This is a genomic window from Pseudomonas shirazensis, assembly GCF_014268785.2.
Taxonomy (GTDB): Bacteria; Pseudomonadota; Gammaproteobacteria; order Pseudomonadales; family Pseudomonadaceae; genus Aquipseudomonas; species Aquipseudomonas shirazensis.
The window spans coordinates 38335-53485 of sequence record NZ_JABWRD020000003.1; the positions used below are offsets into that span (position 1 = coordinate 38335).

Annotated in this window: 17 protein-coding genes; 7 read left to right on the plus strand and 10 right to left on the minus strand. The window is 62.5% G+C overall.

The features are described from left to right. Nucleotides 1-36 precede the first annotated feature (36 nt). Nucleotides 37-1359, plus strand: a complete 1323-nt coding sequence (locus HU736_RS16135) for an ammonium transporter (protein ID WP_101322645.1) — start codon at nt 37-39, stop codon at nt 1357-1359. A gap of 429 nt (nt 1360-1788) precedes the next feature. Beyond that, on the plus strand, nt 1789-2112 hold the full coding sequence (gene sutA, locus HU736_RS16140; RefSeq protein ID WP_103435388.1) for a dormancy-specific transcriptional regulator SutA: 324 nt from the start codon (nt 1789-1791) through the stop codon (nt 2110-2112). A gap of 54 nt (nt 2113-2166) precedes the next feature. Here sutA and HU736_RS16145 read toward each other — a convergent pair whose 3' ends face one another. Genes HU736_RS16145 through lptM form a run of 6 tightly spaced genes read right to left on the minus strand, consistent with a single transcriptional unit; the run spans nt 2167 to nt 6777 of the window. After that, complete coding sequence (locus HU736_RS16145; RefSeq protein WP_103435387.1) at nt 2167-2862, minus strand: HAD family hydrolase; 696 nt, start codon at nt 2860-2862, stop codon at nt 2167-2169. Next, a complete protein-coding gene (gene xerC / locus HU736_RS16150) occupies nt 2859-3758 on the minus strand; it encodes a tyrosine recombinase XerC (protein ID WP_103435386.1) in 900 nt (299 codons plus the stop codon). The genes HU736_RS16145 and xerC overlap by 4 nt, the downstream gene beginning before the upstream one ends. Further along, on the minus strand, nt 3758-4468 hold the full coding sequence (locus tag HU736_RS16155; RefSeq protein WP_103435385.1) for a DUF484 family protein: 711 nt from the start codon (nt 4466-4468) through the stop codon (nt 3758-3760). The genes xerC and HU736_RS16155 overlap by 1 nt, the downstream gene beginning before the upstream one ends. Nucleotides 4469-4481: 13 nt before the next feature. Further along, entirely contained in the window at nt 4482-5312 is an 831-nt protein-coding gene (gene dapF, locus HU736_RS16160) for a diaminopimelate epimerase (protein ID WP_103435384.1), read from the minus strand. Between the two features lie 4 nt (nt 5313-5316). Beyond that, the gene (gene lysA / locus HU736_RS16165) at nt 5317-6564 is read right to left on the minus strand and encodes a diaminopimelate decarboxylase (RefSeq protein ID WP_150571421.1); all 1248 of its coding nucleotides are present in this window, start codon (nt 6562-6564) and stop codon (nt 5317-5319) included. 9 nt (nt 6565-6573) lie between these two features. Then, complete coding sequence (gene lptM / locus HU736_RS16170) at nt 6574-6777, minus strand: LPS translocon maturation chaperone LptM (RefSeq protein ID WP_103435382.1); 204 nt, start codon at nt 6775-6777, stop codon at nt 6574-6576. 221 nt (nt 6778-6998) lie between these two features. Between lptM and cyaY the strand changes: the two genes are divergently transcribed. From cyaY to rnk, 3 genes are all read left to right on the plus strand, one after another. Beyond that, nucleotides 6999-7331: an iron donor protein CyaY gene (gene cyaY, locus HU736_RS16175; protein ID WP_186701435.1), complete on the plus strand. Its 333-nt coding sequence runs from the start codon at nt 6999-7001 to the stop codon at nt 7329-7331. Between the two features lies 1 nt (nt 7332). After that, nucleotides 7333-7545: a DUF1289 domain-containing protein gene (locus tag HU736_RS16180; protein WP_101322636.1), complete on the plus strand. Its 213-nt coding sequence runs from the start codon at nt 7333-7335 to the stop codon at nt 7543-7545. Between the two features lie 135 nt (nt 7546-7680). Further along, entirely contained in the window at nt 7681-8091 is a 411-nt protein-coding gene (gene rnk / locus HU736_RS16185; RefSeq protein WP_101322635.1) for a nucleoside diphosphate kinase regulator, read from the plus strand. Between the two features lie 15 nt (nt 8092-8106). Here the strand turns inward: rnk and HU736_RS16190 are convergent, their stop codons facing one another. The 3 genes from HU736_RS16190 to HU736_RS16200 all read right to left on the minus strand — a co-directional run bounded on the left by HU736_RS16190 (nt 8107) and on the right by HU736_RS16200 (nt 11732). Beyond that, a complete protein-coding gene (locus tag HU736_RS16190) occupies nt 8107-10962 on the minus strand; it encodes a class I adenylate cyclase (RefSeq protein ID WP_186701434.1) in 2856 nt (951 codons plus the stop codon). Between the two features lie 151 nt (nt 10963-11113). Beyond that, nucleotides 11114-11359: a TIGR02647 family protein gene (locus HU736_RS16195; protein WP_101322633.1), complete on the minus strand. Its 246-nt coding sequence runs from the start codon at nt 11357-11359 to the stop codon at nt 11114-11116. 73 nt (nt 11360-11432) lie between these two features. Continuing rightward, nucleotides 11433-11732, minus strand: coding sequence for a hypothetical protein (locus HU736_RS16200; protein WP_101322632.1), 300 nt, complete (start codon nt 11730-11732; stop codon nt 11433-11435). Nucleotides 11733-11877: 145 nt separating this feature from the next. Here HU736_RS16200 and HU736_RS16205 point away from each other — a divergent pair, with 145 nt between their 5' ends. Further along, entirely contained in the window at nt 11878-12537 is a 660-nt protein-coding gene (locus tag HU736_RS16205) for a glutathione S-transferase family protein (protein ID WP_186701433.1), read from the plus strand. A gap of 39 nt (nt 12538-12576) precedes the next feature. On the opposite strand, the gene argH is transcribed toward HU736_RS16205, so the two are convergent. Further along, complete coding sequence (argH, locus tag HU736_RS16210) at nt 12577-13971, minus strand: argininosuccinate lyase (protein WP_101322630.1); 1395 nt, start codon at nt 13969-13971, stop codon at nt 12577-12579. 313 nt (nt 13972-14284) lie between these two features. Here argH and HU736_RS16215 point away from each other — a divergent pair, with 313 nt between their 5' ends. After that, on the plus strand, nt 14285-15034 hold the full coding sequence (locus HU736_RS16215) for a LytR/AlgR family response regulator transcription factor (protein ID WP_101322629.1): 750 nt from the start codon (nt 14285-14287) through the stop codon (nt 15032-15034). Nucleotides 15035-15151 lie beyond the last annotated feature (117 nt).

Here is a 15151-nt window from a genome sequence, read left to right on the forward strand (position 1 = left end):
AGCCTCACCAAACCCAACGCCCCAGGAGAAAACAACATGACTCTGCGTCAGATCGCAGGGCTAGGCGCCCTATTGTCCCTCGCAATGCCAGGCCTCGCGCTGGCCGAGGAAGCTGTCCCTACGCTGAACTCCGGCGACACCGCATGGATGCTCACTGCGACGGCGTTGGTACTGTTCATGACCATTCCAGGTCTGGCCCTGTTCTACGGCGGCATGGTCCGCTCCAAGAACGTGCTTTCGGTGATGATGCAGTGCTTCGCCATCACCGGCCTGATCAGCATCCTGTGGATGGTGTACGGCTATAGCCTGGCCTTCGATACCACCGGTATGGAAAAAGGCGTGCTCAACTTCAGCTCGTTCGTGGGCGGCTTCTCCAAAGCCTTCCTCAACGGCGTGACCCCAGCCAGCCTGACGGCGGCCTTCCCGGAAGCAGTGTTCATCACCTTCCAGATGACCTTCGCCATCATCACTCCCGCGCTGATCGTCGGTGCCTTCGCCGAGCGGATGAAGTTCTCGGCGATGCTGATCTTCATGGCAGTGTGGTTCACCCTGGTCTATGCGCCTATCGCGCACATGGTCTGGAGCGGCGATGGCGCACTGATGTGGGACTGGGGCGTACTCGACTTCGCTGGTGGCACTGTGGTGCACATCAACGCCGGTATCGCGGGCCTGGTCTGCTGCCTGGTGCTGGGCAAGCGTAAAGGCTACCCAACCACGCCAATGGCACCGCACAACCTGGGCTACACCCTGATCGGCGCAGCCATGCTGTGGATCGGCTGGTTCGGCTTCAACGCAGGCTCCGCCGCAGCTGCCAACGGCACCGCCGGCATGGCCATGCTGGTCACCCAGATCGCCACCGCCGCTGCGGCGCTGGGCTGGATGTTCGCCGAGTGGATCTTCCACGGCAAACCAAGCGCACTGGGCATCGCTTCGGGTGTAGTGGCAGGCCTGGTGGCAATTACCCCGGCAGCCGGCACCGTGGGCCCGATGGGCGCTCTGGTGATCGGCCTGGCCTCGGGTGTGATCTGCTACTTCTGCGCCACCAGCCTCAAGCGCAAGCTTGGCTATGACGACTCGCTGGATGCATTCGGTGTACACGGTATCGGCGGCATCGTCGGCGCCTTGCTCACCGGTATCTTCGCGGCACCGGCTCTGGGCGGCTTCGGCGCGGTGGACGACATCGGCGCGCAGTTCTGGATTCAGGCCAAGGGCGTGATCTTCACCGTGGTCTACACCGCTATCGTCACCTACATCATCCTCAAGGTGCTGGATATGGTGATGGGGCTGCGGGTCACCGAAGAAGAAGAGTCGGTCGGCCTCGACCTGGCGCAACACAACGAGCGTGGCTACAACCTGTAATCACGACGAAAAAAAATTGCCCGGTTCGCCGGGCATTTTTTTGTCTGAATTTCGCAGTTTCGTGCAGAGCAAACGGTTTATCCGTTACGTTCGCGACGTATGCCAAAAACTTACAACCTGCAGTGCGTTTATGAAGCTTTGCTTTTTCTGCGAGCACGCTAGAATGCGCGCCGGAGAGTGCTGAAGAGTTAATCTCGCGCTTCTTCCAGCCTTTGCTAGGCTTGCCAATATCGTATGGCCAGCACCGGCTCAGGGATTTCGTCAGGCTCTGCTAGCAGCAGGGTCTGCAGGGTAGCGCTGCTCATCCAGCGGCGCATGCTCAAGGGCAGTGGCCAAACCCACGGCCAGTTGAATTTTCACTGGTGGCTGCCGGTCTACGGCAACACTGGTCTATAACCAACCTGCTTTTCGCAAGCCATGAGGTAGAACATGAGCGACGACGATCTGGAAACTGACGACCTCGAAGTAGGCGACGAAGACGAGGCTGATGAAGGTCTTGAGGCTGCTGCCGATGACGGCGCCGAAGACGCTGGCGACGACACCCCGGTACCTGCTGCCAAGGGCAAGTCCAAGGCTGCCGTGACGGTAGACGACATGCCGAGCATGGAGGCCAAGCAGAAAGAGCGCGACGCCCTGGCCCGTGCCATGGAAGAGTTCTTGAATCGCGGTGGCAAGGTGCAGGAAGTGGAGGCCAATGTGGTCGCCGATCCGCCCAAGAAGCCCGACAACAAGTACGGCAGCCGCCCTATCTGAGTGGTTGTCTGCAAAAAAGCCCGCCGTCGCTGCGGGCTTTTTTGTGGCTGCTGTTCAGCGCCAGCGGGCGAGTACGTCAGGCAGCTGCGACAGCCGCTGAATCTGCGCATCAGGCGCTTTATCGCCGGTCCAGGCCTTACCTTGCGGGTTGAACCATACCGCGCGCAGGCCGGCCCGCTGGGCCCCGGCGATATCATCGCCAGGGTGATCGCCAACGTGGACTGCAGCGTCAGCGGGTGCCCCACCGCGCTTCAAGGCTTCAAGAAATGGCGCCGGGTCCGGCTTGCCGATGCCAAGGTCTTCGGCGCACAGGGCGAACTTGAAGTAATCGGCCAAACCGATGCGGGCGACGTCGGCGTTGCCATTGGTGACCACACCCAGGGTGTAGCGCTGGCGCAGGATCTCCAGCACCGGCTGCACTTCAGGGAACACCTCGATCTGATGACGCGCGTGCAAAAACACCTCGAAGCCTTCGTTGGCCAATTGCTGCGCTTGCTGCTCGCTGTAGCCGACGTCACACAAGGCGTGGTTGAGTACGCGCCGGCGCAGGGCGCTGATGCGGTGCTTCAGCCCGGGTTCGGCCTGCACCAGGCGTTCACGAATGGCGTACAGGTGCTCGACTGCCACGCCGCCCAGGCGCGGGGCGTTGGCTTCGAGCCAGTCGCGCAGCACGGTCTCGGCGCTGAGGATCACCGGCGCGGTGTCCCACAAGGTGTCGTCGAGGTCGAAGGTGATCAGCTGGATGCTCATGAGTCGTTGCCCTTGCTGCGTTTGGCCCGGGGGTGGGCGCTGTCGTACACCGCTGCCAGGTGCTGGAAGTCCAGGTGGGTATAGATCTGCGTGGTGCTGATGTCGGCATGGCCGAGCATCTCCTGCACCGCCCGCAGGTCCTGGGACGATTCCAGCATATGGCTGGCGAAGGAATGGCGAAGCATGTGCGGGTGCAGGTGCTGGCCCAGCTCGCGCTCGCCGGCCGCCTTGACACGTAACTGAATGGCCCGCGGGCCGAGTCGCCGGCCCTGGCGGCTGACAAACACCGCGTTGTCCTGCGGCGCACTGATGCCGCGCAGCTTGAGCCACTCCTGCAGCGCCTCGCGGGCCTTGCGGCCGACTGGCAGCACGCGGGTCTTGCTGCCCTTGCCCTGCACCTGCACCAAACCATCGGCGAGGTCGAGGTGCTCGAGGTCGAGATTGGTCAGTTCGGACAAGCGCAAACCGGAGGAATAGAACAGCTCGAGAATGGCCTGGTCGCGGCGGGCAATGAAGTCGTCGTCGACGCCACCGTCCAGCAGTTGCAAAGCGCGGTCGGCATCCAACGCCTTGGGCAGGCGGCGCTCGCCCTTGGGCGGCGCCAGGCCATTGGCCGGGTCGTGCTCGCAGAGGCCTTCGCGGTTCAGGTAGCGGTACAGCCCGCGCACTGCCGAGAGCAGTCGGGCAATACTGCGCGAGGACTGCCCGTGATGATGCTGGCGGGCGACGAACTGGCGCAGTTGCTGGATGTGCAGCGAACCCCAGTTGCTAATGCCTTGGGCACCGCAGTATTCGAGGACTTTCTCCAGGTCGCGACGGTACGCTTGCTGGGTGTGCGGCGATACCTGGCGCTCATTGCGCAGGTGCGCGCAATAAGCCTCCAGCTGGCGCTCCATCAGCGCACCGGTCGCAGGGTCTGGGTGAGCCGTGGAACCACCCGGCCAAGCACTTCAGCGATGTAGCTGAGGAACAACGTACCGACGCTGCTCTTGTAGTGCTGCGGGTCGTGGCTGCCGATCGCCAGCACGCCATGCAGGCCCTGATATTCCAGGGTGGCCACCGCGCTGGAGCCGACGTCCTTGCGTTGCTCTTCGCCAAACAGAAACGCCAGCTCGTGCTCACGCAGGTTGCCGCTGACCGTCTTGCCGCTGCCCAGCAGGGCGCCGATGGCCTGTTGCGCCTCGGCATTGCTGACCCAGCGGCCGACCGGTGTGGCGTTTTCACCAAACAGGATCAGGCTGACGAAGGGCACTTTGAATTCCTGGCGCAGGCTGTCTTCGACGGCCATCACCACTTCTTCCAGGCTGCTGGCATCGAGCAGGTCGAGGATCAGCCGGCGGGTCTTGTCGAACAGCCGGTCGTTGTCGCGGGCGACGTCCATCAGTTGCGACAAGCGATGGCGCATCTCGATATTGCGGTCGCGCAACAGCTTCAGCTGGCGCTCCACCAGCGACACGCTGTCGCCGCGCTGGTGCGGGATCTGCTGTTCGAGCAGCAGTTCGTCGTGCTCGGCAAAAAACGCCGGGTGCGCACGCAGGTAGGCAACCACCGCCTCGGCATCGAGGTCGGTGGCCTGTTCGGGTAAAACCTGTGGCTTATCGGTCATGGCGCTTACTCGGTTAGAGGCGAACCTGTCCTTCATAGACGCGCACGGCAGGGCCGGTCATCAATACCGGTTGGCCGGGGCCCGCCCACTCGATGCTCAGGCGCCCGCCTGGCAGGTCGATGGACACGGGCGAATCCATCCAGCCCTGGCTGATAGCGGCCACGGCAGCGGCGCAGGCGCCGGTACCGCAGGCTTGGGTTTCACCGGCGCCACGTTCCCATACCCGCAGGTTGGCGTGGTGGCGGTCGACAATCTGGATAAAGCCGGCGTTGACCCGCTGCGGGAAGCGCGGGTGGTGTTCGATCTTCGGCCCCAGCTCGTGCACCGGTGCGGTCAGGACATCGTCGACGCGCAGCACGGAGTGAGGGTTGCCCATCGAAACGGCGGCAATCGAGTAGTTCTGGCCGTCGACTTCAAGCGCGTAGCTCAGCGCCTGCTCGGCAGCCTGGAACGGGATCTGTTCCGGGGCCAGCCGCGGCGGGCCCATGTCGACGCAGATCTGGCCGTCGTTGCGCACGTCCAGCTCGATGATGCCGCCTTTGGTTTCGACGCGGATGAGCTTTTTCGCGGTCAGACGCTTGTCCAGCACGAAGCGCGCAAAGCAGCGCGCACCGTTGCCGCACTGCTCGACCTCGGAGCCATCGGCATTGAAGATCCGGTAGCGGAAGTCCACGTCCGGATTGTTCGGCGCTTCGACGATCAGCAGCTGGTCGAAACCGATACCGGTGTGCCGATCACCCCATTGCTTGGCGTGCTTGGGCTGGATGTGCGCGTGCTGGCTGACCAGGTCGAGGACCATGAAGTCGTTGCCCAGGCCGTGCATTTTGGTAAAACGCAGCAGCATGGGTTCACTCCGGCAGCAGGCTTTCGCCGGCGAACAGTTCGGCGACGGTCTCGCGACGGCGCACTTCGAAGGCCTGGTCAGCGTCGACCAGCACCTCGGCGCAACGACCGCGGGTGTTGTAGTTCGAGCTCATGACAAAACCATAGGCACCCGCCGACTCGACGGCCAGCAGATCGCCCTCGGCCAGGTTCAGCGTGCGGTCCTTGGCGAGGAAGTCGCCGGTCTCGCAGATCGGCCCGACGATATCGTAGGCACGACCATCACCGGCACGCGGCTGCACGGCACTGACACCCATCCAGGCCTGGTACAGGGCCGGGCGGATCAGGTCGTTCATGGCGGCATCGACCACAGCGAAGTCTTTGTGCTCGGTGTGCTTGAGGTACTCGACGCGGGTCAGCAGGACGCCGGCGTTGGCAACGATGTAGCGGCCGGGCTCGAACACCAGGGCCAGGTCGCGATCGCCAACGCGCTCGCGGATGGCCTTGACGTATTCACCGGCCGATGGCGGCTGTTCGTCGCAGTAACGCACACCGATACCGCCGCCCAGGTCCAGGTGGCGCAACAGGATGCCACACTCGCCAAGACGGTCGACCAGTACCAGCAGGCGGTCGAGAGCATCGAGGAACGGCTCCAGCGTGGTCAGCTGCGAGCCGATATGGCAGTCGACACCGACCACTTCCAGGTTCGGCAACTGTGCGGCGCGCACATAGACTTCTTCGGCATCGGCAATGGCGATACCGAACTTGTTTTCCTTGAGGCCGGTGGAGATGTACGGGTGGGTGCCAGCATCGACATCCGGGTTGACCCGCAGCGACACTGGCGCCACTTTGCCCATCTCGGCAGCCACGACCTGCAGGCGCTCGAGCTCATCGGTGGACTCGACGTTGAAGCAGTGCACGCCCACTTCCAGCGCACGGCGCATGTCTTCGCGGGTCTTGCCGACGCCGGAGAAGACCACGCGGTCGGCGCGCCCTCCAGCGGCCAGCACGCGCTCCAGCTCGCCGCCGGAGACGATGTCAAAACCTGCGCCCAGACGGGCCAGCACATTCAGCACACCAATGTTGGAGTTGGCCTTGACCGCAAAGCACACCAGGTGCTCGACGCCTTGCAGGGCATCGGCATAGCTGCGGTACTGCGCCTCGATGTGGGCACGCGAGTAGACGTAGGTCGGTGTGCCGAACTGTTCAGCAATGGCCGACAGGGCCACGCCTTCCGCGAACAGCTGGCCGTCGCGGTAGTTGAAAGCGTCCATTGGATTTCCTTACTGCGCTGGCTGCTGCTCTGGGTCTTGCTCTTGCTGCGGCGCGGGCTGCGGCGAGGGCTGAGCGTGCTGGTGCTGGTGCGACTTGTTGGCCTTGCCGTCCTTGCCGTCTTCAGGCAGGAACAGGGGGCCTTTCTGACCGCAGGCCGAAACGAGACAGGCAACCGCGACCAGCGCCGCGAGGGAGGAAATCAGGCGCTTCATTGGTGAAATCCTTGAAATAAGCAGTATTGCGCCCGAGTATACCCAGCGCCTGCCTGATTGCCTATGCAAGGGCCGGTCCGCCTGGCGGTAAGCAACGCTGGCGGGGCCGCTGCTGCGTTATCCTTACAACATTGGCAGATGGTCTGAGGCTTTGCATTCTTGCGCCAGCGTCCGTATCTTCCCCGGCTTGCCTGTATGCAGCCAATTTCGAGGTTCTTGCAATGAGTTTGAGCGAAGCGCGTTTTCACGACCTGGTCGATGCCACCCAACAGGCGCTGGAAGACCTGTTCGATGAAGCCGATCTTGATCTGGACATGGAAAACTCCGCCGGCGTACTCACCATCAAGTTCGAAAACGGCAGCCAGCTGATCTTCAGCCGGCAGGAGCCGCTGCGTCAGTTGTGGCTGGCGGACAAGTCCGGCGGCTTCCACTTCGACTATGACGAAGAAAACCGCAAATGGACCTGCGAAAAGACCGACGAGCTGCTTGGCGAGATGCTTGAGCGCATCGTCTGGGATCGCGCTGGCGCGAAACTGGACTTCGACGAGATCTGACATGAGCGAGCAGCCGCGGCCGCCCAAGCCGCTTTACAGCAACGTCAGCCCTGCGGTGAAATCGCCCTGCATCAATGTTTGCCGACTGGATGCCGAACGCGTCTGCACCGGTTGCCAGCGCCATGTCGAGCACATTCGCGAGTGGCGCTCTGCCGACGACGAACGCCGCCGGCAGATCTGCCGGGAAGCCGAGGCCCTGCGCGCCCGGGCTTGAGTATTCGTCCGGCTGTGGTACTGTCGGGCTCTGCGTCGGCGCTGCCGAATGCCTGCACAAACCCCGCCCTTGGGCGGGGTTTTGCTTTATTCGTGCGCCGCAAATTGTCTGTTGAACATGGAGTCTGACTGAAACATGAGCCGCAAACCTTCCCTCATCCTCACCCGCCTGGACGTGCAACGTCTCGAGCGCCTGATCGATAGCCTCGATGAGAACGCGCCGGGTGTCGCCGCCTTGCAGGACGAGCTCGACCGCGCCGAGAAGGTAGTCGGTCACGAGGAGGTCCCGGCCGGTGTGGTGACCATGAATTCGCGGGTGCACTGCCGCGAAGAGGCCAGCGGCAAGGACTACCACCTGACTCTGGTCTACCCGAAAGACGTCAGCGGTGAAGGCAAGGTATCGATCCTGGCGCCGATTGGCTGCGCTTTGCTCGGCCTGTCGGTAGGTGACCAGATCGACTGGCCGGCGCCGGGTGGCAAGACCCTCAAGCTGACCTTGCTGGCGGTCGAGTATCAGCCAGAAGCTGCAGGCGACTTCGACCTCTGAGGTGTCACGCGGGCCTCACTGCAGTGAGGCCCGCAACTGCTCGACGCCGTCATTCAGCGCCTGCTCCAGCTCGCGCTTGTACCTCAGATGCAGGCACGTCGAGCCCTGCTCGTCGGCGAGCAGCTCGGACAAATCCAGATCGGTGATATAGCAGCGATAACGCCCGGCACTGCGCCGCTGGCCGAGGATCTGCCGCGCCACCACGGCGTACAACTGATCGCCGTATTCAAGCTGCGAATATTCCTGCTGATCGCAGTACAGGGTGATGTGCACTTCATCGCCGATCCCGCTCTGTACGATCGCCTGCACCTCGTAATAGGGCTGGCTGCCGTTGTCGCTCGGTGCCTGGCGTGGCTCCAGGCTGCGCACCTTGCCCAGGCCTGCAGGCAGCAGCTGGTAGTAGAGAATATCCAATGAGCCCTGTTGCAGACTGGTCAGCGGCAGCCGGGCATCGCGGCGCATGCCCAGCGATTGCAGAAAACGCTGCAACGGCAGCAACAGGTGCGCTTCATCTTCCAGCGGCAGGCGCTGCTGCCACAGGGCATTGAATTCATCCAGCACGTACAGGTCGGCCCAACCGTCGAGCAGGCGGTAGAACACCTGGATGCACTGCGGCTGGCCTTGGGGCAGAACCCATACCAGATCCTCATCGTCCAGCGCGTTGTCGTCCAGGTGCAGCGGGCTGTACTCGCTGCGCTCCTCGCCCAGATAAGCCAGCAGTTGCTCGTGGTTGGACAAGGTGATCAGGTTGACTTCGCCAGGCTGTAGCTCAAGCACATGGGTGTCCTGTGCGATCTGCACCAGGTATCGGTAGTTCAGCCGCTGCTGGAGCAACGCGCGAGCCGTGGCGAACACATCCTCGACCCGCTGCGCAATGGCCTGGGCGCGGTTGTGACAGAAGCTGCGCACCTGCAGCCGTGGTGGTTGCTGGCGCTGGCCTGGGGTGTTGAGAAAGTCACGCATGCAACGCATCAGCGCATGTTCGCCGTCGTAACGCTGGACCAGCACCTCGTTCCAGCTGTTCAAGGAGATCTGATCCAGGGTCAGCACCAGGTTCTCGCGCACGCCGGCGTAACTCAGCGAGTCGGTGCGGGCGGTGGTCATGAGGATGTTCAGTTCACGCTGATGGCGCAGCGGGTCGACACCGACATTGACCAGCAACAGGACCTCGTCCGCCACACTTGGCTGCAGCAGGCGCAACTCGCTGACGGGCTCCAAGGGCAGGGCAATACTCTGTTGCAGGCTGCCGAGCAGGTTGAACAGCTCGAACTCGCTCAGGTCGCTGGCGCCCGGATGCAGGGCCAGCCGTGTGCTGCTATCGATCACGCCGTTGCGGTGCGCCCAGGTCAGCAGCTCGAGCAGTTCGCGGCAGCGCTTGAGCGGGCTGGAGTGGTCCAGCTCATCCACGCTCAGGTTGCCCTGGTACAGGCTCCAGTGGAACGCGCCGGGCTCCTTGCGATTGCTGGCATGGACCAAAGTCAGTGTGTCTTCGGCAAGGTCCGGGGCAATCCCCGGGTTGATCACTTCGATCTTGCCGGCACGGCGCTCGAAGGCGGCGTAAAGGCGTCGGCCGAGCACGTTCAGGTCGCGTTGGTCGGCGCGGCTGCTGGCCTGCTGCTCACGGGCGAACTGATTGAGGAAGCGATAGCTGTGATTGAGCTCGGCCACCAGCGCTCGGCGCTCGAGCGCGACCTGGCGCACCTTCCAATGGCTGCGGCTGTCGAGCAGCGCCAGCTGGCGCTCGTCCCAGCCCCATTCGCGAACCAGTCGAGCCAATAGCTGGCGTTGCCAGCCGCCGTTGCGCGAGCGGCCGCTGAGCTTTTTATTGACCTTCAGATACAAGCTGCGCCGTACCAGCTCCAGCCGCGCGACATCGCCGCGGCGTAGCAAATACTGCTCGATGCGCCGATAGACCATCACGTACGGGTCCAGCGCATCGAGGTCGAGCTGGTTGGCAAACACCGCCTGCTTGAACTCCAGACTCAGGCAACGTACCTGTGGATGCTCGCTGGCGTAGGCTTCGGTCAACAGCAGCTTGAGCAGCGATTTGTAAGGTGAGTCGATGCCTTTGAACAACTGCCACAGGCCGGCGCCGACAAACTCGCCGGCCGGGATATGCGCCAGGTGGCCGAGATCGAGGTCGTGATCGGTGCGGATAAAGCGCTTGCTCAGCAGGGTTTGCGTGTAGGCCTGATAGTTGTGCTCTTCATACACCGGCACCAGCCACCACAGTGGCGTGCGCCCGGCCAGCCAGATCGCGGTGCGGTAGAACTCGTCGAGCAGCAGATAGTGCTGGGTAGTACCGCAGTCGTCTGAGCTGAGCTGGCCATTGCGCTCACCGACGGTAAAGGCCTGCGGTTCGATCAGAAAGAAATGCGCCTCGGCGCCCAGGCTCGCCGCCCACGCTTCGAGCAACTGGCATTTGCGGCTGAGCTCGGCCAGCGCCCACTCGGCCAGGCCGGCGGCGTGGCAGACCCACACATCCATGTCGCTCTGTTCGGCCTGGGCCAGGGTGCCCAGGCTGCCCATCAGGTACAGACCCTGAATCGGTAGCGGCGCATTGCCCAGCCGCGGTTTGTAGCTGAACGAGCGCGCCAGGCGCTGGCCCTCGGCAATCAGCTCGGCATCCGGCTCATACCTGCACACGCCGGCTGGAGTGGTGCCGGAGACATACCCGGGCAGCAGCGGGTGATTGACATGAAACAACAGCGGCAACAGCGTCAGCACCTGCTGCTGGCGCGTTGACAAGCCCTCCCGTGCACGCCCAAGGCGACCGTGATTGATCTGCATGAAGCGCGCGCGCAGCGTGGCCAGAACTTTGCGGTCGATACCGTCGTCCAGGTCTGGGCGGATTTCATGGGGGTGGTTCATTGCGCACTCAGGGGCAGGCCAGGGCAGTGCCGAGTTTAGCCTGAGCAAGGGGCAATAGAGGGTAATTTATGGTTTTTTGACGCCAGATTAATAGCAAGGCGGTTGGCCTGTTCGCGACCAGCAACCTGGCCCGCGAACAGGCGCGAAGGCTTCAGGCGGTTTCTGGGGCTTTGAGAATGTTCAACACAATCTGCACGCTCTGCGCCGCGTCACGGCCCAGGCTGGTCAGATAACCACCATCGGGCTGGTCGGTCAGTTGCTTGTCAAAGAGGCGCTTGGCAGCAGCGACTTTATCTGGCGAAGCGGATTGGTGGACCTGGATGCCTTCCTGGCTGCTATCGAGATTGAACAGCGCAAGGACTTCCAGCTCGGCGATCAGTTCGGGGGTAAGCGACATGGCGACTCCTGACTTCCAGACAAGGATTTTGGCACCACTGCGGGTGCTTGATCATGGAGTGTAGACAGACTTTTCAAGCGTTGCCTTGATCCGCCTCAGGTGGCAGCTCCGGCAGGGCGCGCAGTGCCGTTTCATACCACTCGGTATCGAACGGGCGGTCGGCATCGAGCATGGCGTCAATCTCGAAGGCCAGTACATGGGCCATCAGGTTGAGAATGTCTTCGCGCTCATAGCCAACCAGCTTCAGCTTGTTGAAGGTCGCCAGGGCCGCCGGCGGCTCGCCGCTTTCAATCTGGTTTTCGATGGCCTGGGTCAGGGTAGCTTCGGCGAAGGCTTCTTCATCTTCGTTGTCGATGTCTTGGGGTTCGCTCATGGCGGTGCTCCTGTAGTGAGGCGGCTAGTTTGCCATGACCGCGCCGGCAATGCCTGGCCATCTATGCCATGCATGACGCTGGTCATGGCGTAAGGGAGTGGTTATAACAGCCGGGCCATCCCCTCACGGCCTGGAGGCTGTCGCAATGCTCAAGCTCTACGGATTCCCTGTCAGCAACTACTACAACATGGTCAAGCTGGCGTTGCTGGAAAAAGCCCTGCCGTTCGAAGAGGTGCCGTTCGTTTCCGGCCAGACCCCACAAGTGCTGGCCATCAGCCCGCGCGGCAAGGTGCCGGTGCTGGAGACCGAGCATGGCTTTATCAGCGAAACCAGCGTCATGCTCGACTACATCGAGCAGACCCAGCCGGGTAAATCGCTGCTGCCAGCCGACGCCTTCGGCCAGGCCAAGGTGCGCGAGCTGGTCAAGGAAATCGAGCTATACATCGAGTTGCCGGCGCGTACCTGCTACGCCGAAGCGTTCTTCGGCCAGGCCGTCGAGCCGCTGATCAAGGAGCGCGCCCGCACCGAGCTGCTGGCAGGCTTTGCCACGCTCAAGCGCAATGGCAAGTTCGCGCCGTACGTTGCTGGTGAGCAGATGACCCTGGCTGACTTGATGTTCGTGTTTTCGGTCGACCTTGCCTGCGCGGTCGGCAAGAAGGTATTGAACCTGGACTTTCTTGAGGACTTCCCGCAGGCGAGGGCGCTGCTGGAGTTGCTTGGCGAGAACCCGCACATGGCGAAAATTCGTGCAGACAAGGAAGCGGCGATGCCGGCATTCCTGGAGATGATCAGCAAACGCAAATGAGGGTGAAATGGCGGGCTGCCAGGCAGCCCGCCATGACGCTTAGCGCGAAGCCAACAACGCCTGGCCACGGACCACAGCCGCACGCACCTGGGCAGGTGCAGTCCCACCAATGTGATTACGTGCATTTACCGAGCCTTCCAGGGTCAGCACGGCAAACACATCCTGTTCGATCTGATCGCTGAAACGGCGCAGCTCTTCAAGGCTCATTTCAGCCAGGTCTTTGCCGCTGTCGACGCCGTACTTCACGGCATGGCCGACGATCTCGTGGCAATCACGGAACGGCAGGCCACGGCGTACCAGGTAATCGGCCAGGTCGGTCGCGGTGGAGAAACCGCGCAGGGCTGCTTCGCGCATGATCGCGTGGCGCGGTTTGATTGCCGGGATCATGTCGGCAAACGCCCGCAGCGAATCGCGCAGGGTGTCGGCGGCGTCGAACAACGGTTCCTTGTCTTCCTGGTTGTCCTTGTTGTAGGCCAGTGGCTGGCCTTTCATCAAGGTCAGCAGGCCCATCAGGGCGCCGAACACACGGCCGCTCTTGCCACGCACCAGCTCAGGTACGTCGGGGTTTTTCTTTTGCGGCATGATCGAGCTGCCGGTGCAGAAGCGATCCGGCAGATCAATGAACTGGAACTGGGCGCTGGTCCACAGCACCAGCTCTTCGGAGAAGCGCGACAGGTGCATCATCGCCACGCTGGCCGCAGCGCAGAATTCGATGGCGAAGTCGCGATCGGAAACGCCATCCAGCGAGTTGCCGGCAACCGCTTCGAAGCCCAGCAGCTTGCAGGTCAGCTCGCGGTCGATCGGGTAGGTGGTGCCAGCCAGCGCGGCGCTGCCCAGAGGCATGCGGTTGGTGCGCTTGCGGCAGTCGACCAGGCGCTCGTAGTCACGGCTGAGCATTTCGAACCAGGCCAGCAGGTGGTGGCCGAAGGTCACTGGCTGCGCGGTCTGCAGGTGGGTGAAGCCGGGCATGATGGTCTCGGCTTCACGCTCTGCCTGCTCCAGCAGGCCCTTCTGCAGGCGCGTGATTTCGCCTAGGATCAGGTCGATTTCGTCACGCAGCCACAGGCGGATGTCGGTGGCGACCTGGTCGTTGCGGCTGCGCCCGGTGTGCAGTTTTTTGCCGGTGACACCGATGCGATCAGTCAGGCGTGCTTCGATGTTCATGTGCACGTCTTCAAGGTCGACGCGCCAGTCGAAGTTGCCGGCCTCGATCTCGGTCTGAATGGTCTTCAGGCCGTCGATGATGGTGTCGCGCTCGGCGTCGCTGAGTACGCCAACCTGCGCCAGCATGGTCGCGTGGGCAATCGAACCCATGATGTCGTGGCGGTACAGGCGCTTGTCGAAGTCGACCGAAGCGGTGAAGCGGGCGACGAAGGCGTCGACGGGTTCACTGAAGCGGCCGCCCCAGGACTGATTGGTCTTGTCAGTGCTCATGGATTCACTCGTTGAAGGCGTGAACGATAAAAAGTGGCGCCGATAATAACAGGGTTGCACTGCCCGCCGCAGGGCATCGGTCGCTAGAAACAGCAGGAAATCAACCGGCGAAGTTACTGCAAAGGATATTTACCGATTGAACGGCAGCGTTCCACGAAGCGTCTACAGTTTGACAATAGGCTGGCGCTGAATCTGTCAGACCAGTGAATCTTTGGCCATTGCATGGGTCTAGAGCGTGACTGCGGCGTCGGACTACCGAGCCCGGTTTACGCTTATTACTTGTGCGAGACTCATTCAGGAATCCAGCGCAACTATGAATGTCCTGATCGTTGATGACGAACCCAAAGCCCGCGAAGACCTCAGCCGCTTGCTCGGCGGGCAGGAGGGCTACACGGTACTGGAGCCCAGCGCCACCAATGGCGAGGAAGCTCTTGCCTTGATCGACAGCCTCAAGCCTGACGTGGTCCTGCTTGATATCGGCATGCCCGGCCTGGACGGCCTGCAGGTCGCTGCTCGCCTGTGCGAGCGCGAAGCGCCACCAGCGGTGGTGTTCTGCACCGGTGATGACGAATACGGCAGCGAAGCGTTCAAGGACAGCACCCTCAGCCATGTCAGCAAACCGGTGCAGCCGCAGGCCCTGCGCGATGCCCTGCGCAAGGCAGAAAAACCCAACCGCGCGCTGCTGGCGGCGCTGACCCGGCCAGCCACTGAAGACGGCGGCAACCCGCGCAACCATATCAGTGCGCGTACCCGCAAGGGCATTGAGCTGATCCCGCTGTCACAGGTGATCTACTTCATTGCCGACCACAAATACGTGACCTTGCGCCATGAGGCCGGTGAAGTGCTGCTGGATGAGCCGCTCAAAGCGCTGGAAGACGAGTTCGGCGAGCGTTTCGTGCGTATCCACCGCAACGCGCTGGTTGCCCGTGAACGTATCGAGAAGCTGCAGCGTACGCCGCTGGGGCATTTCCAGCTCTACCTCAAGGGCATGGGCGAGGATGCGTTGATTGTCAGCCGCCGCCATGTAGCAGGCGTGCGCAAGATGATGCAGGGCTTGCACTGATCGCTCGCCCTCGGCGCCGCTGCGCTCGCGCGCACTGGCGCAGCACCACCGATTGCTGACCTGAGTCTGCAGGCAGGCCCCGAGTAGCTGTTATCATCGGCAGCATTTCTCTGCATC

Coding starts and splice junctions, on each gene's coding strand:
- rnk (WP_101322635.1), top strand. CDS start 7,681: ATGAGCCGCAAACCTTCCCTCATCCTCACCCGCCTGGACGTGCAACGT.
- sutA (WP_103435388.1), top strand. CDS start 1,789: ATGAGCGACGACGATCTGGAAACTGACGACCTCGAAGTAGGCGACGAA.
- lptM (WP_103435382.1), bottom strand. CDS start 6,777: ATGAAGCGCCTGATTTCCTCCCTCGCGGCGCTGGTCGCGGTTGCCTGT.
- HU736_RS16195 (WP_101322633.1), bottom strand. CDS start 11,359: ATGTCGCTTACCCCCGAACTGATCGCCGAGCTGGAAGTCCTTGCGCTG.
- HU736_RS16145 (WP_103435387.1), bottom strand. CDS start 2,862: ATGAGCATCCAGCTGATCACCTTCGACCTCGACGACACCTTGTGGGAC.
- HU736_RS16190 (WP_186701434.1), bottom strand. CDS start 10,962: ATGAACCACCCCCATGAAATCCGCCCAGACCTGGACGACGGTATCGAC.
- cyaY (WP_186701435.1), top strand. CDS start 6,999: ATGAGTTTGAGCGAAGCGCGTTTTCACGACCTGGTCGATGCCACCCAA.
- argH (WP_101322630.1), bottom strand. CDS start 13,971: ATGAGCACTGACAAGACCAATCAGTCCTGGGGCGGCCGCTTCAGTGAA.
- dapF (WP_103435384.1), bottom strand. CDS start 5,312: ATGCTGCTGCGTTTTACCAAAATGCACGGCCTGGGCAACGACTTCATG.
- HU736_RS16135 (WP_101322645.1), top strand. CDS start 37: ATGACTCTGCGTCAGATCGCAGGGCTAGGCGCCCTATTGTCCCTCGCA.
- HU736_RS16200 (WP_101322632.1), bottom strand. CDS start 11,732: ATGAGCGAACCCCAAGACATCGACAACGAAGATGAAGAAGCCTTCGCC.
- HU736_RS16180 (WP_101322636.1), top strand. CDS start 7,333: ATGAGCGAGCAGCCGCGGCCGCCCAAGCCGCTTTACAGCAACGTCAGC.
- lysA (WP_150571421.1), bottom strand. CDS start 6,564: ATGGACGCTTTCAACTACCGCGACGGCCAGCTGTTCGCGGAAGGCGTG.
- HU736_RS16155 (WP_103435385.1), bottom strand. CDS start 4,468: ATGACCGATAAGCCACAGGTTTTACCCGAACAGGCCACCGACCTCGAT.
- HU736_RS16215 (WP_101322629.1), top strand. CDS start 14,285: ATGAATGTCCTGATCGTTGATGACGAACCCAAAGCCCGCGAAGACCTC.
- HU736_RS16205 (WP_186701433.1), top strand. CDS start 11,878: ATGCTCAAGCTCTACGGATTCCCTGTCAGCAACTACTACAACATGGTC.
- xerC (WP_103435386.1), bottom strand. CDS start 3,758: ATGGAGCGCCAGCTGGAGGCTTATTGCGCGCACCTGCGCAATGAGCGC.